Below are 21713 nucleotides of genomic sequence, written 5' to 3' on the forward strand. Positions count from 1 at the left end.
GGGTCGAGTGAACGCAGGCGCGGACGCCTGCGCCACCTGCTGCGGGCGGGGACGTCTGCACCATGGGTCCGATCGTTTCAAATCAGCCGCTTCAGCGGCTCGCCGGGCGAGACCTGGCGGATGGACCGTCCTGGCGCGGGTTCGTCATTCCTGGTGATGGTGGACTGGAGCGCCCCGGCGGTGCGTCCGCCGCCCACCAGACTGCCCGGCTTGATCTTGGCGACTTCCTTCTCGAGCTGCGGGTCGAGCCGGAAGTTCTCGCGTGGCAGGAGCCCTTCCTCCACGCCGGCGCGGAAGCGCAGCCCGATGGCCGTGATGCCGGCCATTCCCGCCACCGGCAGGATCAGGTAGCGACCATAGAACAAGATGCCTCCGCCGGTAGGTTCGGCTTCGCCGCCCAGGGTGATGCCACGCGCCGCCTCCACCTCGCTCGTCAGCGTGGCGTAGGAGACGAACAGCCCGTCGAAGGGCAGGGCCTCGAAGACCAGCCCCCACGGCAGCGTGATCATCACCAGCACCACCGCCCAGACGAACGCCCCGGCGGCGCGGTCCACGCCCCTGGTGGCGGACCCGGCGGCCAGCACCACGCCCAACCCCAGAAGCGGCAGCAGCGCGAGAGTTCCCATGGTGCCCGCGGCGCCGGCCACGCCCACGGCCAGTCCGAGGATGCGATCCTGGCTGGAGTACTGCCGGTTCACATCGGCGGGTTCGACGTCGGGATCGGCTTCCACCGACGCGGCCTCGCGGATCGACTGGCGGCGCCGCTCCTCCGGCGTCACGATGGTCGTGGCGTGCTCGTCGGCGCGTTCCACGATCCGCGTGTATCGCATGTCCGTGTACGTCAGCAGCGACCACGCCACCACCTGCACCGCCAGCGCCAGGCCCAGCAGCCAGCAGCACCAGGTGACCGCGGAGCGAAGCTCCTTCAGGGCGATGGCGAAGTGTCGATTGACGGCGGTTTCCACGGCATCTTCCTTTCGTGGGCGCGGAACGGCTCCGCGCGATCATCGACCGGTAACGCGCTCCGGTTCAGCGAATCCGACGGAATCGCCCGCGATCACGCACGCCAAAGCCGCACGGACGACCTGGCGCGAATATCGGGCCTGAAGGGACGCTCCGGTTGACGGACTTCCCGGCGGCGGCTACCAAGGCGTCCTGAACGAACCTGGAGGAACCACGTGGCCCATATCCCCCAGCTCCGACCCGATGTGCCCGGTCGGCCGATCGACGTGCTGATGTCCCCGATCCACGGGTTCCTGCGCGTCGAGGCGGCTGCGGGCGTGCTGCTGCTGGTCTGCACCATGTTCGCCGTGGTCTGGGCCAACTCGCCGTGGAGCGAGTCGTACCACCACTTCTGGCACACCGATGTGAGCGTGGAGTTCGGCGATCACGCGCTCACGCTCTCGCTGGCGCACTTCGTCAACGACGCGCTGATGGCCGTGTTCTTCTTCGTTGTGGGGCTGGAGATCAAGCGCGAGCTGCTGGTGGGCGAGCTGGCCTCGCCGCGTAAGGCCATGCTGTCGATCGTCGCCGCGCTTGGCGCCATGGCCGCTCCGGCGCTGATTTTCGTGCTGTGCAACACGGGCACCGAGAACGTGCGCGGCTGGGCCATTCCCACCGCCACCGACATCGCCTTCGCCGTGGGTGTGATGGCCATGCTGGGCAGGCGCATCCCGCTGTCGCTCAAGGTGTTTCTCACGGCGCTGGCCATCGTGGACGACATCGCCGCCGTCATCGTCATCGCGCTGTTCTACACCAGCGAGATTTCGATGTTCTCCTTCCTGGTCGCCAACGGCTTCCTGGTGGCCTCGATCATCGCCAACCGGCTGGGCGTCCGCACGCCCATCTGCTATGCCGTCATCGGCGTGTTGATGTGGGTCTTTCTGCTCCAGTCAGGCGTCCACGCCACCATCGGCGGTGTGCTGATGGCCCTGACCATTCCCGCCAGCATGCGCATCAACGGCGAGGCCTTCACCATCTTCGCCCGCCGCGCCATCAAGGAGTTCGAGGACGCCGGGGGCGACCGCGACAACATCATGACCAACGAGCGTCGTCAGGGCGCGGTGCGCGGCCTGCAGGTGGCGTGCGAGTACGTGCAGACGCCGCTCAACCGGCTCGAGCACGGCATCCACCCCTGGGTGGCCTACCTCATCATGCCCGTCTTCGCACTGGCCAACGCGGGCGTCACCATCGGCGACGGCGCCGTCGGCGCCATCACCAGCGGTGCGGGGCTGGGCATCGTGCTCGGGCTGGTGGTCGGCAAGCCGCTGGGGCTGATTCTCACGGTCTGGCTGGCAGTCAAGAGCGGGCTGTGCAAGCTGCCCGAAGGCGCCGCCTGGCGGCACATCGTGGGCACGGGCTTCCTCGCCGGCATCGGCTTCACCATGTCGCTCTTCATCGCCAACCTGGCCTTCCGCGACCACGACACGCTCGACGCCGCCAAGATGGGCATCCTCGCCGGGTCGCTGGTCTCGGGCGTGACCGGGTTCCTGCTGCTTCGCGCGGGCGGCGGCGCGGTCAGGGACGACGCGCACGCATGACGGCGATGTCCGTTGATGCGCATCCCTCTCGTCCCCGATCGTCGCGCAGCCACCATACACTCCGACGTGCGTGAACGGGCCGACATCGTGATCGTGGGCGCCGGGGCGGCGGGGCTGATGACGGCCATCTGGGCGGGGCGAACCAACCCGGCTCGCAGGATTGTTCTGCTGGACGGGGCGAAGGTGATCGGCGCCAAGATTCTCGTGGCAGGCGGCGGGCGCTGCAACGTGACCCACGATGAAGTGGACGAGCGGGCGTATGCGGGCTCGACTCGCCCGGCGATCGCCAAGGTGCTGCGTCGCTTCGACGTGCCGCGCACGGCGGCTTTCTTCCGCGAATTGGGGGTCGAACTGAAGCGCGAGGAGACGGGCAAACTGTTTCCCGTGACGGACGATGCGCACACCGTGCTGGAAGCGCTGCTGCGTGAGGTCGAGCGCGTGGGCGCGTCCCTGCGACATCCCCGTCGCGTCACGGGCGTGGAGCGGACGGACGACGGCTTTATCGTGCGAGGCGACTGGGGGTCGCTGGCGTGCGCCTCGCTCGTGCTGGCGACGGGCGGCAAAGCGCTGCCCAAGTCCGGTTCGGACGGCACGGGGTATGTGTTGGCGCAGGCGCTCGGGCACACGGTGACGCCGCGGATCTTTCCGGCGCTTGTGCCGCTGGTGCTGGAGTCCGGTCACTTTCTGCGCGAGTTGTCCGGCGTGTCCTTTCCCGCGACGCTGGAGGTGCGGTCATCGCGGGGAACGCGACTGGCTTCGTTCACCAACAGCACACTGTGTACGCACTTCGGGCTGTCCGGCCCGACGGTGCTGGATGTCAGTCGCTACTTCACCGAGGCCAAGGCGGGTGACCCGGGCGCGACGCTCGTGATGAACCTGCTGCCGGGAGAGACCGAGCACTCGCTTGACCATCTGCTGCTGGCGAATCCGAGTCAGAACGTCGGGCGGGTGCTGGCCGGGCGTCTGCCGGAGCGCGTGCTGAAGGCGGCGGTCAGTCATGCGAACGTGGATTCGGGAGCGGTGATCTCGACCATCCGGCGCGACGTGCGACGACACCTGGTGCAAACACTCGTCTCGCTGGTGCTGCCCGTGACGGGCGATCGTGGGTTCACGCACGCGGAGGTGACGGCGGGGGGCGTGCCGCTCTCGGAGATTCGGCTCGAGTCGATGGAGTCACGCCGTCACCCCGGTCTGTACCTGGTCGGCGAGATCTGCGACGTGGACGGACGAATCGGTGGGTTCAACTTCCAGTGGGCGTGGGCGAGCGGATATGTGGCCGGTGCTTCGATCGGCGGGACATGAGCCACGTTGCGAGTTCCGTCGGGAACCGTACGATGGCCCGTACCCCCACATGGGGCCGGTAGCTCAGCGGTCCAGAGCAGCCGACTCATAATCGGTCAGACCCCGGTTCGAATCCGGGCCGGCCCATTGGCGTGAGCGCGAGGTCACGGTGATCCCGTCCAAGAGGTCGAACATCCAAATTGCCGGTGATCGCCAAAAACTTGCGCTGCCCGTTGATCGCGGGCCATATTTTCCGGTATGATCGCATAGAGGAGGAGAATGACGCGACCGGGGTGTCGGGTTCAACGGACATCATGTCGTGTGTGAGGGGACCGTGGGATCACGGGTTCCGGGTGCCTGCCGAGGATTGGCCATGAATGCACCTCCCATCGCCCCATCATTCGGGGATCGCCTCCGACTCCTTCGAGAACAACGCGGCCTGACGCAGACCGATCTGTCGCGGGAATCGGGCATCTCGCAGTCCACGGTCAGCGCGCTGGAGACCGGACGCCAGAGGCCCTGGCCGAGCACGCGAAGGGCGCTGGCTCGTGCGTTTGGCCTGTCGCTGGAGGAGTTCGACCGGGCCGTGATGTCCGATCATCCGGGGGTGGTGCTGGATCGTCCGGTGTCAATCGATCTCGATGCGGAGCCAGGACAGGTCAACCTGCACCGCACGGTCACACAGCTGGTTGATCAGCTCCGGCTCACGGAGTTTCGGCTGCGTCGATCGGATCAGCAACTGGGGCTGATCCGCCGCCTGATTGATGAGATGCCTGTGCTGTGCTGGGAGACGGACGCCGAACTGCGAGTCATGACTGCCTCAGGATGGGCGGCCAAGCGACACGAAGTGTGGGGGGATCTGGTGGGCCGGACGCTCGAAGAGTTCCATGCCCGGACCGGCGGCGAGGTGCCGCTGCCGCCCATCGAACCGCATCGGAGGGTGCTTGCCGGACTGCCGGTGTCGCTGTTGATCCCTTGGGGGCCGGATGTGTGGATTGTCGCGCTGGAGCCGCTTGTTGCCATGAACACGGGGGTGTCAGGCGTGATCGGTTTGGCGGTGCGTCGGTCGCCGTGAGAGGGTGAGACCGCCATTCACCGGCCAGATACGCTCCAAGTCTTCTATTTTCAGGCACTTGGATAGTTGGCGATGAATCGGATATGGACGAAAGGCCAAGGTATAGTTCGACTCATGGGTTGGGCCTCTGGGCAAGTGATTATCGGACAATATCGACGCGAAACCTAGGGCCTCATGTGGCGGAGCATCGTTGGATGGGTGGTCGAACCTGTGGGAATCGGTAAATACCCGATTCGCAGAAAAAACACGAAGAATCCACTTGTACGACAGGCGGATGTCGGATACTCTGTTGGCACTGAGGTCGCTCGGTGCGCCCAAGGCGCATCGTTCGGTCTTGGGCCACACGCACCTTGGGGGGCAACTCCGGGGCGTGGGTGGTGGGAAGAAGAACAGACCTGAAAGGGAGAACGGAGAAGCACATGATCAAGAGATGGGCAACGAAACTTGCTGCGGGCGCGCTGGTAGCGACCGCGGCGCTGGGCGCTGGTTCGGCGCAGGCCGCGACCACGCTGCAGTTCGACGTGAACAACGCCAGGGGTGCGGCGACGCCCGGTGGGTTCTCAACGACCTACACGGGCAACCTGAAGCTGTCCCTGGACGGCAACACCATCCTCCTTGGGTTGTTCATCGACGGCAACTACAACCCGCTGGGTGCTGGCTGGGCGATCTCCGCGATCGACGTCAGCATCGACTTCCTCGGCGGCAACATCGTCGGCGGCAGCTACAAGCTGTCCGTGAGCAATGGTCTCGACACTGACACGTTCGAGGCCGTGCTGATCGACGGCAACGGCGCTGCCGGCAACATCGGCCTCGTCGGTTCGAACTACACCATCTTTGGTGGCGTTCAACTTGGCACGTTCACCTCGGTGACGGTGCCGGGTGAGTTCGGCGGCGTCAACGTGGCAGACTTCATCGCTGCTCAGCCGCTGCGTGGTCGGTTCGACGAGTTCTTCTTCGCCCCCAACTCGGCTGGCGTGGACAATGACACGGACATCGACCTGTTCGTGATCATCCCCGCTCCGCCGGCGGTTCTCTGGGGCCTCGCGGGTCTGGCTGGGCTGGCCATCGGCCGCAAGCGCCTGCGTTCGCTCGGGCTCTCGAAGCGCTGAACGCGCCACGCAACCTATCGACCACGATCGTCGATCCGTTCCTCTCAACACGTTCAGGGCCGACTGCTCAGCAGTCGGCCCTGTTCATTTGGTTTTCGACTCGGACCACCGATGACGCGGGTCAGGCATCCGCTTTTTCAGACCCCCCGCGCCGCGTCCGCCAGCAGTTCGCTCGTCGTCGGGTGAGGATGCAGCGTGAGGGCTAGGTCGTCGAGCGTCGCGCCCATCTCGATCGCCAGCGCCGCCTCGCCGATCATTTCGCATGTGCCTGGCCCGGCCAGCCCTACGCCCTGCACCTCGCGCGTGCCGGGGTCAAAGATGATCTTGGTCAGCCCGTCCATCCGGTTCATACCTGCCGCCCGGCCGGACAGCCCCCACGGGGCCTTGGCGATGGCGTACGGCTGGCCCTGCCGCTTCGCCTGCTTCTCTGTCAGCCCGACCCAGGCGATGTTGGGATCAGTGAACACGGCGTGAGGGATCGCGCGGACATCCAACGCGCTGGGCTGTCCCGCGATGACCTCCGCCGCCACGCGGCCCTGGGCGAGCGCCGCGTTGGCAAGCAGCGGCCCGCCCGTCACGTCACCCGCGGCGAAGTGCCTGGCGCTGCTGGTCTTCATGGCGGCATCGACGCGGATGAACCCGCGCTCATCGAGAGTGACGCCCGCCCTGTCGAGATCGAGCGACTCCACGTTGGCTCGCCGCCCCAGCGAGACGACCACGCGGTCGAACTTCGCCGCGGCCGTCGCATCGATGGTCGCGCCGAGCAGGATCTCCGCCAGCGACGCTTCAAGCGACTTGCGCAGAGGGCGCATCAGGTCGTCATCCGCCTCCGGCAGCAGCACGGCTTCGGGCGAAGCCAGCGTGACCCTGCTGCCCAGCGAGGCGTAGATGGAGGCGATCTCCACCGCCATGTAGTCCGACCCGATGACAAGCAGTGTTCGAGGAATGAGGGATTCTCCGCGACCGGAGTCGCCGCCGGCAGTGACGGCGATGGCGTTCGAGGCGCCGCCCTCCCGCGCACGGGATGCCGCCGCCGCCAACGTCCCAAGGCGCACCGCCTGTTCCGGCGTCCAGGTGCGCTCGCCATCAAACGACAGGTCCGGATGCTCCACCGGCCGCGTGCCCGTGGCGATGACCGCCTTGCGGAACTTGACGCGAGGGATGGAGCCGCCAGTGACGGCGACATGTTTGGCGTCCTCGAAGCGGGCCTCGCCGACGAGGCGCGTGATCTTGAGCTGCTTCGCCCGCGCCGCCAACCCCTTGGCGAGTCGTTCGACCGTAGTGTCAACCCACACCCCGACCTTGGAGGCGTCGATCGCGGGAGGGGAGAAGGCCGCGCCCATCGCGGCCGCTCCCGACGCGGCCCGGATTGTCGCGCTCAGGTCGCACAGCGTCTTGGACGGCACGCACCCCGCGTGCAGACAGATTCCGCCCAAATCAGGCCGGGGATCGACGATCGCGGTCTCCACCCCCAGTTCGGCGGCCCGGAACGCGGCGGCGTAACCGGCGGGGCCGCCGCCGATGACGAGTAGAGTGGTTTCCTGGGTGAACTCGCCGACGACCATGACGGGGCCTCCGTGTCCAACCCTGGACTCATCTCCCCGCCATGGCGCGCGGGCGGACCATGCCCAGGACGATCAGCCGCTCTGCGATCTGCACTGCGTTGAGCGCTGCGCCCTTGCGGAGCTGGTCGCCGCAGACGAAAAGGTCCAGCCCCATGCCGGGGTCCTGACTCGGGTCAGCGCGGATGCGGCCCACGAGGACATTGTTCTGGCCGCTGGCGTGAATGGGTTCGGGAAAGCGGTTGTTCGCACGGTCATCAACCAGCGTGACGCCGGGGGCGTTCTGAAGAATCTCGCGGGCCTGATCTTCGGAAAGCGGCTTCTCGAAGGTGATGTTGATGGACTCGCTGTGGGCGCGCAGCACGGGCACGCGGATGCAGGTGGCGGTGATGCGCACGCGGTCATCACGCCAGATCTTGCGCGTCTCGTGAAGCATCTTCAGTTCCTCTTCGTTGCAGCCGTTGGGGTGCATCCTGGAGTTGTGGCTGAAGAGGTTGAAGAGGTACTGGCGGCCGAAGATGGGGGCAACGAGTGGGCGGCCGGCGGCCCAGTCGCGGGCCTGCTGCTCCAATTCGGCCATGGCGGCGGCGCCAGCCCCGCTGGCGGCCTGGTAGGTGCTGATGACCATGCGCTTCACGCCCGCCGCGCGGTGCAGGGGGGTGGCGGCCATCAGGGCGATGATTGTGGAGCAGTTGGGGTTGGCGATGAGCGTGGGGCGGCTGATGCGGACCAGTTCATCGCCATTGATCTCGGGCACGATGAGGGGCGTGTGCGGGTCCATGCGGAACGCGCTGGAGTTGTCGACGACGAAGCAGCCCTCGGCCACGGCGCGCGGTCCCCACTCGATCGAGATCGACTTGCCCGCCGAGAAGATGGCCAGGTCGATGCCCTCGAAGCAGCCGGGCGCGAGGGTTTCGACTTCGATCTCGCCGCCCATGTAGGCGAGGCGCTTGCCGGCGGAGCGCGGCGAGGCGAACAGCCGCAAATGCGAGCGTGGGTGGCCGCGCTCGGCGAGGATGGAGAGCGTCTCGACGCCGACCGCGCCGGTGGCGCCGACGATGGCGAGGGTGGGGGGGTTGGGAGAGGTGTTGGACGATGTGGACATGGCGGGGGTGGTCGTCATTCTGCAAGGTGGAGAGGCGTGCGGCGTCCGGCGCGGTGGATCGCGTCGATGGTAGTCCACGAGGGGCGTGGTGTCAGACCTGCAGCACGCCGGTGCGGAACTCGCCTTCGATGGGGAAGGTGGCGCACACCCGCAGGGCGGTGATGAGTTCATCTCGCGTGTGCTCGGGCTCGATGAGTCGATCGACCCACCCGCGGGCCGCGCCGTAGCGGATGTCCTGCTGTTCGTTGTACGAGGCCTTGATGGCGTCCAGCAGCTGCTTCTGCTCCTCGGGGCTGACCTTGTGCCCCTGCCGCTCCTCGGCGGCGATGCGCACCTGCAGCAGGGTGTTGGCGGCCTGGGCCGCGCCCATCACGCTGCACTTCGATCCGGGCCAGGCGAGTGAGAGAAGCGGGTCGAAGGCGCGGCCGCACATGGCGTAGTTGCCCGCGCCGTAGGAGCCGCCCACGATGAGGGCGATCTTGGGCACGATGCAGTTGCTCATGGCGTTGACCATCTTGGCGCCGGAGCGGATGATGCCCGCCTGCTCGGAATCGCGCCCCACCATGAAGCCGGTGGTGTCGTGGATGAAGAGAATCGGCAGGCGCTTCTGGTTGCAGTCCATGATGAAGCGCGCCGCCTTGTCGGCCGAGTCGTCATAGATGACGGCGGGCATGTTCATCGACTTGCTGGGGCCAGCCTTGCCCCCGGGCATCTTGCGCTCGGTCAGCTTCCGCTGGTTGGCGACGATGCCGCACGGCCAGCCGCCGATGCGGGCGTAGGCGCAGATGAGCGAGCGGCCGTACTCCTGCTTGTACTCGTTGAAGGACTCATCATCGACGATGCAGCCCAGCAGTTCGACCATGTCGTACTGCTGCGTGGATTCGGTGCGGAAGATGTCGTAGACCTCCTCGGGCCTGCGGCGGGAGGCGACCGCAGGGAAGGGCGGCTCGGTCATGGTGGGCGTCTTCATGTCCGCCAGCACGATGGAGCGCAGCCGCTTGAGGCAGGATTCATCATCCTTCTCGCGGAAGTCGATGGTGCCGGAGATTTCGGCGTGCATGGCCGCGCCGCCCAGGTCCTCGCTGGTCACATCCTGGCCGATCGCGGCCTTCACCAGCGCCGGGCCGGCGAGATACAGCCCGGAGCCCTCGGTCATCAGCAGCGTGTCGCACAGGACGGGCAGGTAGCCGCCCCCCGCCACGCAGTTGCCCATGATGGCGGCGAACTGGGGAATGCCCTTGGCGGAGATGACGGCATTGTTGCGGAAGATGCGGCCGAAGTCGTCAGTGTCGGGGAAGACATCTTCCTGCAGGGGCAGAAAGACGCCGGCGGAATCGACGAGGTAGATGAGCGGCAGTCGGGCGCGCTCGGCGATCATCTGGGCGCGGATGATCTTCTTGCACGTCATGGGAAAGAACGCGCCGGCCTTCACGGTGGCGTCGTTGGCGATGACCATGCACAGACGCCCGCCCACGGGGGCGATGGCGGTGACCACGCCGGCGGCGGGCGCGCCGCCGTACTCGGTGTACATGTTCCACGCGGCGAGCAGGCCGCACTCGAAGATCGAGCCGCCCTTGTCCACCAGACGGTCGAGCCGCTCGCGGGCGGTGAGACGGCCGAGTTTGTGCTGGCGCTCGGCGCCGCGCTGGCCGCCGCCCTGCGCGATCTGGGCGGCGAGGGCGCGGTACGCATCCGTGGCGGAGCGAAGCGGAGACGGTGCGGCGGTGGCGGTGGTCATGGTTATTCGCGAAATGGATTGATGATTCGCAAGCCATCAATAGTGGGAGTGCCGCCAAGATCCTCGGTCAGCAACGATTCCACGCCATGGTCAAGACAGTTGGCCACGATCATTGCATCCCAGAACGACAAACTGAAACGACGGGTGAGATCCATTGCTCTGTCCAGTGCAGACCACCTCGGTTGGAGGCATGCCCAGATGGATCGCAGGCCCACGAGCGTTTCTTCCGCTTTCGCAAGACTGAACCCGAACGGCTCCAGCTTCCGTGCTGCCGCGAGGTACTCGCAAGCGACCTGCCACAACAAGACACCTTCTGACAGGGTGCGCACGCACTCCAAAGCACGCTGCTGTTTCCGGAGATCTCGTGGATCATGAGCGTAGAGAAGCACGTTGGTATCAACGGCGTTCATGCAGATCCTCGCGCTTCAGTTGGGGCGCTCCGGCGGGAATGGGGTTCGATTGGATGCTTGCGAGAACTCGACCAATCGACGCCTGCGTATGCACACGCGTGTCGGCCCCCTCCGTTTCGAGCAGACTTCGGACCTCGAGATCGACCTGTGAATCCTCGGGAAAGACACAGCGGTCCTGGGGCACAAAAACGCCGCGTCGAAAGATGGCTCGGATTCGTTGGATCATGGCTGCCTCGTGTCGATTCTATCCGGCTCCGGTTGACTGCCGGAGGCGTGAGTCCCCTATCACGTGATTCGTCGAACTTTCCCCTTGACATCCCACCCCCGATCGCTGACGCTACAGCATCCTTGGGCAGGGGAGTGCCGTCGTGAACTCCGGAAAGGGGGCGACATGCTCGGCGCGTTGACCATTCAGCGGCTGCTTCTGAAGATGCGGGAGGTGGAGGCCTCGGACCTGCATATCAAGGTCCACGCCCCACCGGTGCTGCGCATCGGCGGGCACCTGCACGCGGTGGATGCTCCGGCGCTGGACGCCAACGACACCCAGCAGCTGCTGGACAAGATTATTCCCGATCACCTGCGCGACGCCCTGCGGGACAAGGGCGGCATCGACTTCGCCCACCATGAGGGTGAGGGCGCCCGGTTCCGCTGCAGCGTCTTCCACGCCGGGAACGGATTGCACGCCGCCATCCGGCGCGTGAACCCGAAGATCCCATCCTTCGAGCAGCTTCACCTGCCCCCGATCTATCACAAGGTCGCCGACACCACTCACGAGGGACTGATCGTCATCTGCGGCGTCACGGGATGCGGCAAGTCCACCACGCTGGCGGCGATGATCGACCATATCAACGAGACCCGCTCGGAAAACATCATCACCATCGAAGACCCCGTCGAGTACGCCTTTCAGCGCAAGAAGTCGTACATCAGCCAGCGCGAGGTGGGGCTGGACGTGCCGGACTTCCCCACCGCGCTGCGCGCCGCGGTGCGGCAGGATCCTGACGTCATCATGATCGGTGAACTGCGCGACCGCGTCACCATGCTGGCGGGCATTCAGGCGGCGGAAACGGGGCACCTGGTCTTCTGCACGCTGCACACCGCGGACACCATGCAGTCCTTCGCCCGAATCCTCGAGTTCTTTCCACAGAATGAACACGGGTTCCTCCGCTCATCCCTCGCGGCCGGCCTGCGCGCGGTCATGGCCCAGCGGCTGGTGCCCTCGGTGAAGAAAGGCGCGCCGCGCGTGCCGGCCACCGAGGTGCTGCTCAATACGCCCATCACGTCCGACCGCATCCGCGACGGGCGGGATGAAGACCTGCCGGCCATCATCCACGGCTCGGAAGGTGAGGGCATGCACGACTTCACCTCGTCGCTGGCGGACCTGGTGAAGAAGGATTGGGTGGACCTGCGCACCGCGGAGATCTACGCCCCCAACCGCGACGCCCTGCGCAGCAAGGTGCGCGGCATCGAGATGCAGGCGGAGCGCCTCATCTCGCGCGTGCGGTAGAGACCCGCGCCGCGCGGTCGCGATGTCGTCGCGTCGCCGTAGAATCGGCGGATGTCGCGCCTGCACACCATCGACCTTCGCTTCCGGGGCATTCCCGAGGCGGTGGCTTCATACATTATCGAGACGAAGGCCGGTCCGGTGGTCCTCGAGACGGGACCGGAAAGCACGTTCCCCGCGCTGGAGTCGGGACTGGCTGGACTTGGCTATACCCCTCGTGATGTGCGGCATGTGCTCGTCACGCACATTCACCTTGACCATGCCGGAGCCGCCTGGCGCCTGGCCCGCGAGGGAGCGGTCATCCACGTGCATGAGTTCGGCGCGAAGCACCTGATCGACCCGTCGCGTCTCCTCGACAGCGCGCGGCGAATCTACCGTGAGCGAATGGAGCCGTTGTGGGGTCGCGTCGAGCCCATCGACGCCGCCCGCGTGAACCCATTGGCGGACGGTGATCGGCTTGACCTCGACGGGTTGGCGATCGATGTGCTCGAAACGCCGGGACATGCGCGTCATCATCACGCGTTCGTCGTGACGAACGATGCTCGTCGAGCCGTCTTCACCGGCGACGCGGCAGCGTGCTTCATTCGCAGTGCGCCGACATACATCTCACTGCCGACCCCGCCGCCGGAGTTCGATCGTGACGCCTGGCTGACAACACTGGGTCGCTTGCAGGCCTTGGGCGCCGATCGGCTTTATCCGACGCACTTCGGCGAAGTGGCCGACCCGTCCGGGCATCTCGATCGGGTTCGACACGCGATCGTCGAACACGTCGAGCGGGTTCGCACGCTGCGGACGGCTGGCCTGGACCGGGCCGCGATGCTCGTTCGCTACCAGGACTGGATGATCGAGGAGTCGCGGCGAGCAGGCGTGCCCGACCGACTGGGCGAGTTCTACGTGAAGAGTTCACTCGCGGACATGAACCTGACAGGCATTCTTCGCTGGATGGATCAGCGGGAATCGCCCACACCCACCCGGACCTGATGACCACTGGCCTTTCCGATGGCCGCGAAGCGCTTTGCAAGGAGGTTCTCGATCATGCCTGCTCGCCGCCAGACCGTTCGCAGGAATGTCCGCCGCGGGGCGGACGAACTGCCGCGCAAGACCGCGGCGCAGAAGGCCCGCGCTCGGCGGCTGTTCGAGGCGCTTCGGCAGCGCTACCCCGAGGCGCACTGCGAACTCACCTACTCGAATCCTCACGAGCTGCTCATCGCCACCATCCTCTCCGCCCAGAGCACCGACGTGGGTGTGAACAAGGCGACACCGGCGCTCTTCGCTCGGTTCCCCACGCCGGCCGACTACGCGCGGGCCACACCCGCGGACATCGAGCCCTATCTGCGCACTCTGAACTTCTGGCGCAACAAGGCCAGGGCCGTTCACGCCGCGATGACCACCATCGTGGAGCGCTTTGGCGGACGCGTGCCGAACTCGATGGGCGACCTGCTCACCCTGCGCGGCGTGGCCCGCAAGACCGCCAACGTGGTGCTGGGCAACGCCTTCGGCATCAACGAGGGGGTGGTGGTGGATACGCACGTTGCCCGACTGGCGGGTCGGATGGGTCTCTCCCGGCACACCGATCCCGCCGACATCGAGCGCGACCTGATGGCCCTCTTCCCCCGACAGGATTGGTGCCTGCTGAGCCACCTGCTGATTTTTCACGGTCGGCGTGTGTGCAAGGCGCGGGGCGGAGGGTGCGCCGAGGACGCCATCTGCCGCAAGTTCTGCGTCAACGCACGTTAGACGTCGGCGGGTACCCGTCCGAGGCGCCGAGCCGAACCCGGCGGTCCGTCCAGCCGTATGCGGGGAAGGGGGCGGCGAAAGGTGTCGTGATCCGACTGGTTGCCCGAATCGTGGGCGCGGATATGATCGGTTCACCAAGCCGGGCGGATGTGGCGAAATTGGCAGACGCGCCAGATTCAGGTTCTGGTGGGAGTAAAATCCCTTGGAGGTTCAAGTCCTCTCATCCGCATTCGTCAAGCCGATGTCTCCCGCCCCGCTCGTCGGGGCGGGCGTGCTTTTGGGGGGCGACGACTGGGGGTCTCCGGTGTGCTCCGGGAGTCCATCAGGTCACTCACTTCAACGGGTGCTTGACCGGGAACACGTCAATCAGTGTCGGACGATGGTGATGATCCGCTGAGCGTGGAACGCTTGACCGGGCTGTCCATCCACGTGCATCCACGTTCGTCAGCGCGTGACCTGCTGGCTCGTTCCGCGAGGAAACCTACTTGAGGTACTTCGCCCACCAGTTGAGGATTTCGCTCAGCCGGTGAAGGCGCAGGTCGGGCGGCCCGATGCGGCTCATGCCGTGACTGGTCGATTGCGGGTATCGCACGAAGCGGGTCGGCACGTTGTGGGTGCGCAGGATGGTGAAGACCTGCTCCGCCTGTTCGACGTTGCAGCGCAGGTCGCCCTCGCTGTGGATGATGAGCGTGGGCGTGCGGGCCTTGCCCATGTACTTGATCGGGCTGGCGTTCCATACGGCCTCGGGCCGATCCCATGCGTTGCCGGGCCAGTAGCGGTCGGGCTGGGCGGGGAAGTCGCTGTTGCCCCACATGCTGATGAGGTTGGAGACGCAGCGGTCGGTGATGGCCCCCCGGAAGGTCCGCGTGTGACCGATGACCCAGTTGGTCATGTAGCCGCCGTAACTGCCGCCCATCACGCCCAGACGCCTGGCATCGACGCGCCGATCCTGCTGCATGAACGTGGTGACGGCCTGAATGTCCTCCCAGTCCTTGCCGCCCCATGAGCCGTGAATGGCGTGGCAGAAGTCGCGCCCGTAGCCCTTGCTGCCGCGCGGGTTGGAGTAGAACACGGTGTATCCCGCGGCGGCAAGCGTCTGGAACTCGTGGAAGAATGTCCAGCCGTACATGGCGTGCGGCCCGCCGTGAATCTGAAGCACGCCGGGCGTGCGGCCCTTTGCCCGAGGCGGGCGCATCACCCACACGTGAACGCGCGTGCCGTCGGCGGCCTTGATCCAGTGCGATTCGGGCGCCGCCACCTCCACCTCGCTCAACCACGGGCGGTTGAACGCGGTGCGCAGCGTGACCTTGATGTCGGCGGCGCCGAAGGTCGCGTAGCCCGCCTCGGCGAGTTCGGTGGGGCTGGAGCGCACCACGGCGAGCCGCGAACCATCCGCCGAGAAGTTGCCGATGCTGTGCTCGCAGCGACCCTGGGCGACGAAGGCGATGCGCCGCGGGCGCACGTTGATCATCGCCACGCGTCCCTCGCCATGCCAGCCGATGCGGGCGACGAGCCGCCTGCCATCCGGATGCCAGCAGAATGACGCCCCGAACACGGCGTCGGTCGTGTCGCTCAGCGTGACGGCCATGAGGCAGTAATCCTCGTGCCCGGTGAGGTCGCTCAGGTCGCCGGTGCGCGGGTCGCACACGTAGAGCCGCAGATTCTCGGTGCTGTATTCCGAGTCGATGCCGACGCGGCCGCCCCACGCAAGTCGGCTGCCGTCGGGCGACCACTGCACGTTGGACTTCGGGCCCTGCGGCAGGTTGGGCACCTCGCGGTGTCTCCCGCTGGCGACGTTGATGATGAAGACGCGGTCGTTCCACGCCTTCAGCAGGGCGTTGCTGTTGGTGTTGGCGGTGAGGGCGATGGACTTCGAGTCCGGCGACCAGTCGTAGGAGAAGCCCCCGAGCGTGTCGCGGTCCGAGAGCAGCCGGTGAACGCCGGTGCGGGCGTTGACGACGTAGAGCCGGTATCGCCGGTCGAGGAAGTAGCCGTCACCGTCGAGCTTGTACCACACGTCCTCGGTGATGCGGGGCGGCGTGCTGGCGCCGTTTTCGGCGCGATGCTTCTCCGCCGCCTTGGTCCATTCCGGGTGCGTGTCTCGATAGGAGACGGCGAGCGAACGCCCGTCCGGCGACCACTTGAACGAGGCGATCGACCCCTCCGGGAAACTGGTGAGCGCAACCGCCTCGCCGCCGGCCGCGCTCATGGTGAAGATCTGGGTTGTGCCGTCATCGCCCGAGCGGATGAAGGCGATGCGCGATCCGTCAGGCGACCAGCGTCCCATGCGGTCCTTGCCGCCGCTGGTGAACTGGACGGGTTCGCCGCCCCCGCACGAGGCCACCCACAGGTTGGTGACGTACTTGTTCTTGTCGCCGACGTGCTTGCGCGTCATGAGCAGGCGCGAACCGTCTGGCGCGATCTGCGCGTCGCTGACGAAGACGAACCGCCTGAGATCATCCGCCACGATGGGACGGCGCTTGGCGGGGCGGGCAGGTCGTGTGCGGCGAGAGGCGGCGGGCATCGGAGCACTCCGTGAAGCGGGGTCACATGGCGTGAACGACAGACTGTACCGTGTCGAACCCGATGCGTGGCGAATGGGGCGCTCCGGAAAGACACCTGCACGGCGGTTGCCGTGCAGGTGCGAGGGCGGTTCGTCTTGTTGGCGATCAACTCACTTCATCGGCTCCTGCGGGCGCGCCAGCGGCTGATTGACGGTTTCGGGCTGCGCCGGAGGCAGTTCGGCCAGATTGGCGGTGAGGGGCACGATGAAGATTTCCACGCGCCGGTTCTCCGCCGCACCGCGCGGACCATTCTGCATGACGGGACGGTAGGGCCCGTAGCCGGCGACCTGAATGCGCCTCGGATCGACGCTGGAGCCGATGAGTGCATCCGCCACTGAGATGGCGCGATGCACCGACAGGTGGGTGTTGGTCGGATGCTTGGCGAGCGTCTGGGCCTGGGCGATGCGCACGTTGTCGGTGTGTCCCACGACCTTCACTTCATAGGTGGCCAGTGACGGGCTGTTGAGGATGCCGGCCAGCGCCTGAAGCGACTGGGTGGCGTTGCTCTGCAGGTCCGCCGATCCCAGCGCGAACGTCAGGTCGCTGGCGAATCGCACCATGCCCAGCCGCGAGTCGAAGGTGAGGAGTCCGGGGTACTGCGCCGCGAGCTGCTGCAGCGCCGCGTTGACGTCGGAGGGCAGGGGCTCGAAGTTGATCGAGTTCACCCGCGCGAGCAGGGCGTCGTAATCAATGCCCATCTTCTGGAGTTCGGCGTGGAGGCGCTGGTTGTCGCTTTCCAGCTTGCTCAACTGCGCGCTGGAAGCGTTGAGGCGATCCTGCAGCATGCGGTTGGCGTTGTTCTTGGCGTCGATCTCCGCCTCGGCCCGCACCAGTTCCTCCTGCAGCGTCTTGTAGCTGGTGGCGAGGTCATCGTACTTCTGCTGCGGGACGCAACCGGCGGCCATGGCCATCATGGCCACACCGCTGACGAGTGAAAACACGGTTCTTCGATGCATGGCGGCTCCTTCCTGGTGAATGTCGAATCCGTCGGTTCGGGTGCCTTCGGGCGCACAGTGTACTCCGCGCGACGCGGGCGCGTAAACTCCGCCCAGTTTCACATACCGTCCGGAATGCTCAACGAGGCATTTCCACCACGTTTTGCCGGGCGATTGACCCCACCGCAGACGACTCATGTCGAGTGACCGAGTGCTCATCCGTGCCGCGATGGTGATTGACGCACAGATGGTACGCGCGGCCCCGGGTGCGGTTTTCATCGAACACGGGCGGCTGATTGCGGCCGGGTCGCCTCAGGCCATCGGAAGGCCGGATGACGTCCGAGTCGTTGACCTGCCGTCGTCAGTCCTCGTCCCCGGACTGGTCAACGCGCATGCTCACCTCGATCTGACCCATCTCGGCCCTGTCAACTACGGTGGAGATTTTGTCAACTGGATTCGATTCGTCCGGACCGGTCGGGCGGTGGATTCCGTGGACATCGCGGCGTCCGTCCGTCGGGGGGCGGCCCTGGCGGACACGGGCGGGACGGCTCTCGTCGGGGACATCGCGGGTGCGGGCTCGTTGATTCCCGCGCAGGTGTTGCGCGAAGTCGGCATGGCGGGCGTGAGTTACGTGGAGGTGTTCGGCGTGGGGCGATCGCAGGGCGCGGCGGTGGAGCGCATCCGAGCACTTTGCGCGGAATATGGCCAAGCCGACGGTCCCGTCCGCGTGGGCGTGCAGCCGCACGCACCCTATTCCTGCGGGCCTCAGGTCTACCGCGCCGCGTCGTCTTCCGGACTGCCCTGCGCCACCCATCTGGCGGAGACGCTCGATGAGGAGTTGTTCACGCGGCGCGGCGAAGGGGCGTTCGCCGACCTGCTTCGCTCCATCGGGGTGTGGGATGACACCATGACGCCCTCGGGGCGGCATCCGGTGGAGCACGTCGCCGAGGCGTTGGGCGAGGCGCCATTCGTCGCGGCTCACCTGAACTACGTGGACATGGAGCACCTGCCCATGCTGGCGAGGTGGGGCGTCCACGTGGTCTACTGCCCGCGGGCGAGCACGTACTTCGGGCATCCCGTTCCAGGCCGCGCGCCGCACCGATACCGCGACATGCTGGAGGCGGGCGTCAACGTCTGCCTGGGCACGGACAGCATGCTCTGTCTCGACACGCCCGAACGCATCAGCGTGCTTGATGAGATGCGCCTGCTGCACCGGCGCGATGGCGTCGACCCGCGTCTGCTGCTTCGTATGGCGACAGTCAACGGCGCCGCGGCGCTGGGGTTCGATCCAGCGACGGTGACGCTGGCCGTGGACGCCTCATCAGCGCGAGGCGAAGCGGGAAGACGATCCGTCCTCGCCGTCGAACCGCCCGATGAGTGGATCGGCGACCCGCTGCGCGGCATCCTGATGTCGAACACCTCGCCCACGTGGATTCTGCATCCTGACCGCGGCTTGGTGATCTGAATGATGCCTCGAACGAGTGCGACGCCATTCCGACTGCTCGCCTTCGACGCCGACCCCGTGACCATGGCCCGGCGGCTGCTCGGCTGTCGATTGGTTCGCGTGCTCGACGGCGTGCGCCTGAGCGGGATGATCGTCGAAACCGAGGCCTATCTCGGCGCTCGGGATCGGGCCGCGCACACGTTCGGCGGGCGCCGCACACCCCGCAACGAGGCCATGTATCTCCCCGGCGGGCACGCCTACGTGTATTTCACCTACGGCATGCACCATTGCCTGAACGTGGTATGCGGCGAGCGGGACGAGGGCGTCGCCGTGCTGCTGCGGGCGATTGAACCGATCGAGGGACTGGACGTCATGGCGAGTCGTCGAGGCGTCCAACGAGCCACGGCGCTCTGCTCGGGACCGGCGAAACTCTGCCAGGCGCTTGGCATCGACCTGACCTTCAACTGTGAAGACATGCGTGTGAGTCAGCGGCTGTTCATCGAGGAAACCCCGGAAAGCGGGGATGGTCCGGCAAAACGGGGTCGAATCGTCCGGTCCCCTCGGGTGGGCGTGGGGTACGCGGGCGAATGGGCGCTCAAGCCGCTGAGGTTCCATCTTCGCGGGAACCCGTATGTGTCATCCGTCCGTATACCAGTGGCGGACAACGTCGGGATTCTGTTGCGGAAACGTGACGGAAGCCGATAGGATTGCCCGTCGGAGGACGTTCATGGCCCAGTCACATGCCCCCATCGACTTCGAGGAGATTCTCCGCTCCGCGGGTCCGTACCCGATGGAGGCGGTCAACTTCGTGCGCGAGGGGCTCAACTTCACCGTGCATCTGATCCACGGCGACCCCAAGACCATGCCGGACGCGGATCGGCACGTGACCGGCCAGCAGCTCTGCATCGGCCTGCGCGAGTTCGCCATCGCGCAGTACGGCATGATGGCCCCAGCAGTGCTTGGGCACTGGCACATTCACCGCACCGATGACTTCGGCCGCATCGTCTTCGCCATGATCGACGCTGGCGTGATGAGCAAGACCCCGTCTGACACCATCGACGACTTCCGCGGCGTATACGACTTCGACGAGGCGTTCAGCACCTCGGAACTGTCCCGCCGCGTGGGGGCGGGTCGCGCGGATCGGTCGTGACCGGGTGACGTTTATTCGTTGTTCGCCGCCGCTGGCGAAACCGTGAGAGCCACCGGCCTGGGTTCGTCCCTGGTCTGGACGTGCAGTCGCCTGGCCCGCTGCGTGGACCAGTCGGTCACGCGCCGGTCCGGCGCATCCGGTCCGTCGTGGACGCGCAGCAGTCGGTAGGCGTTGTCCCGCTGCGCTGGAACGAAACCGGCATCGCGAATCAGGCGGCAGAGCACGGCTTCGTTCAGGCAGTACGTGGTCCCGGCGCTCGAAACCACGTTTTCCTCCATCATCACGCTGCCCATGTCCGTGGCTCCGAACTGCAACCCCATCTGCCCCACGTGCGGGCCCATGGTGACCCACGAGGCCCCGATCGAGTAGATGTTGTCGAGAAACAGCCGCGAGATGGCCTGCGTGCGAAGGTAGTCGGCGGCGCCTGACATGCGGAGGCGCCGACCGAACTCCGGATGCAGATCCTTCGTGCCGCCGCCGTCGAGCCGGGCCACCACGTCGCCCGGGAAGGGCGCGTCGGGGTCGTCGCCTTCCGGTCCCTGACCCCACTCCTTCAGCCGCCCCAGCGGCGTGTTCTCCCGCTGGAACGGCCAGGAGATGAACGCCATGTAGCGCCCGCCGGTGGGGAAGTCCGCCAGCGCTCGATCCTGCCACTGGCGCACCAGGTTCATGTGGTGGATGCGGTCGGCGTAGCCCTCGATGTGGCCGAACATCATGGTGGCGCTGGTGTTCATGCCCAGTTCGTGCGCCACGCGCATGACGGTGAGCCACGCCTGGGCGTCGCACTTGCCGATGCCGATCTTGCGTCGCACGGCAGGCGCGAAGATCTCGCCTCCCCCGCCCGGCACCGAATCCAGCCCCGCACTGCGCAGGCGCGACATCACGTGTCGGACCTTGTCCTCCAGGGTCGCCCCGGGTGGGTCGAAAAAGTGCACAAACTCGATGAACTCCGGCGGACTGAAGGCGTGGACGTGGACGCGGGGAAACTCGGCCTTGATGCGCTCCAGCAATTCGCTGTACCACGAGAGAGGCAGCGCGGGGTTCATGCCCCCCTGCATGAGAATCTGCGTCCCGCCGATCGCCACCAGCTCGCGCACCTTGTTCAGCAGCACGTCGTAGTCGAGCGTGTAGGCGTCGTGCTCATCACCGTCGCGCCGAAAGGCGCAGAACGTGCACTTGGCGGTGCACACGTTGGTGTAGTTGATGTTGCGGTCGATGACGTAGGTGCGAATCGAGCCGCCATGCACAAACCGCGCCCGGGCGTCGGCCCAGCGGCCCAGCTCGAAGAGGGGCATTTCGTGAAAGAGACGCAGGGCCTGTTCGGGCGTCAGGCGCGCCTGTCCCGCCACCACGTCGGAAAGCAGGACGGGATCGAGCGCATCAGCGTCGGGAAGAGTTCGAGCGGGCAACGCGGGACTCCACGGCGTGGGCCGATTCTACGCCGCATCAACAGGTCGGGAGGCCCGGTGCGGATGAGGTCCAGGGCGCATGGAGCACCGGGGACCAATGAAACCGCCCGGCATGGCGGGCGGATGCGCCGCGCCGCACCGGGCGGTCGGATC

At 66.5% G+C, this 21713-nt stretch carries 19 protein-coding genes and 2 tRNA genes; 12 read left to right on the forward strand and 9 right to left on the reverse strand.

From position 1 onward, the window contains the following. Nucleotides 1-77: 77 nt before the first annotated feature. Nucleotides 78-965, reverse strand: coding sequence for a hypothetical protein (locus HRU76_11825; protein QOJ18233.1), 888 nt, complete (start codon nucleotides 963-965; stop codon nucleotides 78-80). Between the two features lie 270 nt (nucleotides 966-1235). On the opposite strand from HRU76_11825, the gene nhaA reads away from it, so the two are divergent. The 5 genes from nhaA (at nucleotide 1236) to HRU76_11850 (ending at nucleotide 6005) form a co-directional block, all read left to right on the forward strand. After that, a complete protein-coding gene (nhaA, locus tag HRU76_11830) occupies nucleotides 1236-2540 on the forward strand; it encodes a Na+/H+ antiporter NhaA (GenBank protein QOJ19178.1) in 1305 nt (434 codons plus the stop codon). A 15-nt stretch (nucleotides 2541-2555) separates the two neighbouring features. Then, nucleotides 2556-3842, forward strand: coding sequence for an NAD(P)/FAD-dependent oxidoreductase (locus HRU76_11835; protein QOJ18234.1), 1287 nt, complete (start codon nucleotides 2556-2558; stop codon nucleotides 3840-3842). Between the two features lie 52 nt (nucleotides 3843-3894). Continuing rightward, nucleotides 3895-3968 (forward strand) — tRNA-Ile (locus tag HRU76_11840). Nucleotides 3969-4194: 226 nt separating this feature from the next. Beyond that, nucleotides 4195-4896 carry a helix-turn-helix domain-containing protein gene (locus HRU76_11845; GenBank protein ID QOJ18235.1) on the forward strand — a complete coding sequence of 234 codons (702 nt, stop codon included), beginning with the start codon at nucleotides 4195-4197 and terminating at the stop codon, nucleotides 4894-4896. Between the two features lie 521 nt (nucleotides 4897-5417). Then, nucleotides 5418-6005 carry a hypothetical protein gene (locus HRU76_11850; GenBank protein QOJ18236.1) on the forward strand — a complete coding sequence of 196 codons (588 nt, stop codon included), beginning with the start codon at nucleotides 5418-5420 and terminating at the stop codon, nucleotides 6003-6005. A gap of 137 nt (nucleotides 6006-6142) precedes the next feature. Here HRU76_11850 and HRU76_11855 read toward each other — a convergent pair whose 3' ends face one another. The 5 genes from HRU76_11855 to HRU76_11875 all read right to left on the reverse strand — a co-directional run bounded on the left by HRU76_11855 (nucleotide 6143) and on the right by HRU76_11875 (nucleotide 11046). Beyond that, the gene (locus HRU76_11855; GenBank protein QOJ18237.1) at nucleotides 6143-7570 is read right to left on the reverse strand and encodes an NAD(P)/FAD-dependent oxidoreductase; all 1428 of its coding nucleotides are present in this window, start codon (nucleotides 7568-7570) and stop codon (nucleotides 6143-6145) included. 28 nt (nucleotides 7571-7598) lie between these two features. After that, the gene (locus tag HRU76_11860; protein QOJ18238.1) at nucleotides 7599-8672 is read right to left on the reverse strand and encodes an aspartate-semialdehyde dehydrogenase; all 1074 of its coding nucleotides are present in this window, start codon (nucleotides 8670-8672) and stop codon (nucleotides 7599-7601) included. 91 nt (nucleotides 8673-8763) lie between these two features. After that, nucleotides 8764-10410, reverse strand: a complete 1647-nt coding sequence (locus tag HRU76_11865; GenBank protein QOJ18239.1) for an acyl-CoA carboxylase subunit beta — start codon at nucleotides 10408-10410, stop codon at nucleotides 8764-8766. 2 nt (nucleotides 10411-10412) lie between these two features. Then, nucleotides 10413-10820, reverse strand: a complete 408-nt coding sequence (locus HRU76_11870) for a PIN domain-containing protein (protein ID QOJ18240.1) — start codon at nucleotides 10818-10820, stop codon at nucleotides 10413-10415. Then, a complete protein-coding gene (locus tag HRU76_11875; GenBank protein QOJ18241.1) occupies nucleotides 10807-11046 on the reverse strand; it encodes a hypothetical protein in 240 nt (79 codons plus the stop codon). Before HRU76_11875 ends, HRU76_11870 begins: the two co-directional genes overlap by 14 nt. A 165-nt stretch (nucleotides 11047-11211) precedes the next feature. On the opposite strand from HRU76_11875, the gene HRU76_11880 reads away from it, so the two are divergent. From HRU76_11880 to HRU76_11895, 4 genes are all read left to right on the forward strand, one after another. Further along, nucleotides 11212-12324: a PilT/PilU family type 4a pilus ATPase gene (locus tag HRU76_11880; GenBank protein ID QOJ18242.1), complete on the forward strand. Its 1113-nt coding sequence runs from the start codon at nucleotides 11212-11214 to the stop codon at nucleotides 12322-12324. Nucleotides 12325-12375: 51 nt separating this feature from the next. Continuing rightward, nucleotides 12376-13302, forward strand: coding sequence for an MBL fold metallo-hydrolase (locus tag HRU76_11885; GenBank protein QOJ18243.1), 927 nt, complete (start codon nucleotides 12376-12378; stop codon nucleotides 13300-13302). 18 nt (nucleotides 13303-13320) lie between these two features. After that, nucleotides 13321-14058, forward strand: a complete 738-nt coding sequence (gene nth / locus HRU76_11890; protein ID QOJ18244.1) for an endonuclease III — start codon at nucleotides 13321-13323, stop codon at nucleotides 14056-14058. A 143-nt stretch (nucleotides 14059-14201) separates the two neighbouring features. Then, a tRNA-Leu gene (locus HRU76_11895) sits at nucleotides 14202-14287 on the forward strand. 252 nt (nucleotides 14288-14539) lie between these two features. On the opposite strand, the gene HRU76_11900 is transcribed toward HRU76_11895, so the two are convergent. Both HRU76_11900 and HRU76_11905 read right to left on the reverse strand, forming a co-directional pair. After that, nucleotides 14540-16582, reverse strand: a complete 2043-nt coding sequence (locus HRU76_11900; protein ID QOJ18245.1) for a S9 family peptidase — start codon at nucleotides 16580-16582, stop codon at nucleotides 14540-14542. Between the two features lie 150 nt (nucleotides 16583-16732). Then, a complete protein-coding gene (locus tag HRU76_11905; protein QOJ18246.1) occupies nucleotides 16733-17578 on the reverse strand; it encodes an OmpA family protein in 846 nt (281 codons plus the stop codon). A 175-nt stretch (nucleotides 17579-17753) separates the two neighbouring features. Here HRU76_11905 and HRU76_11910 point away from each other — a divergent pair, with 175 nt between their 5' ends. The 3 genes from HRU76_11910 to HRU76_11920 are packed head-to-tail and all read left to right on the forward strand — an operon-like array spanning nucleotide 17754 to nucleotide 20151. Then, complete coding sequence (locus HRU76_11910; protein ID QOJ18247.1) at nucleotides 17754-19022, forward strand: amidohydrolase family protein; 1269 nt, start codon at nucleotides 17754-17756, stop codon at nucleotides 19020-19022. Nucleotides 19023-19025: 3 nt separating this feature from the next. Continuing rightward, on the forward strand, nucleotides 19026-19706 hold the full coding sequence (locus tag HRU76_11915) for a DNA-3-methyladenine glycosylase (protein ID QOJ19179.1): 681 nt from the start codon (nucleotides 19026-19028) through the stop codon (nucleotides 19704-19706). A gap of 22 nt (nucleotides 19707-19728) precedes the next feature. Beyond that, on the forward strand, nucleotides 19729-20151 hold the full coding sequence (locus HRU76_11920; GenBank protein ID QOJ18248.1) for a hypothetical protein: 423 nt from the start codon (nucleotides 19729-19731) through the stop codon (nucleotides 20149-20151). An 11-nt stretch (nucleotides 20152-20162) separates the two neighbouring features. Here the strand turns inward: HRU76_11920 and HRU76_11925 are convergent, their stop codons facing one another. Next, on the reverse strand, nucleotides 20163-21560 hold the full coding sequence (locus tag HRU76_11925) for a radical SAM protein (GenBank protein QOJ18249.1): 1398 nt from the start codon (nucleotides 21558-21560) through the stop codon (nucleotides 20163-20165). Nucleotides 21561-21713 lie beyond the last annotated feature (153 nt).

The sequence above is a fragment of the Phycisphaeraceae bacterium genome, assembly GCA_015709595.1.
Classification (GTDB): Bacteria; Planctomycetota; Phycisphaerae; order Phycisphaerales; family SM1A02; genus CAADGA01.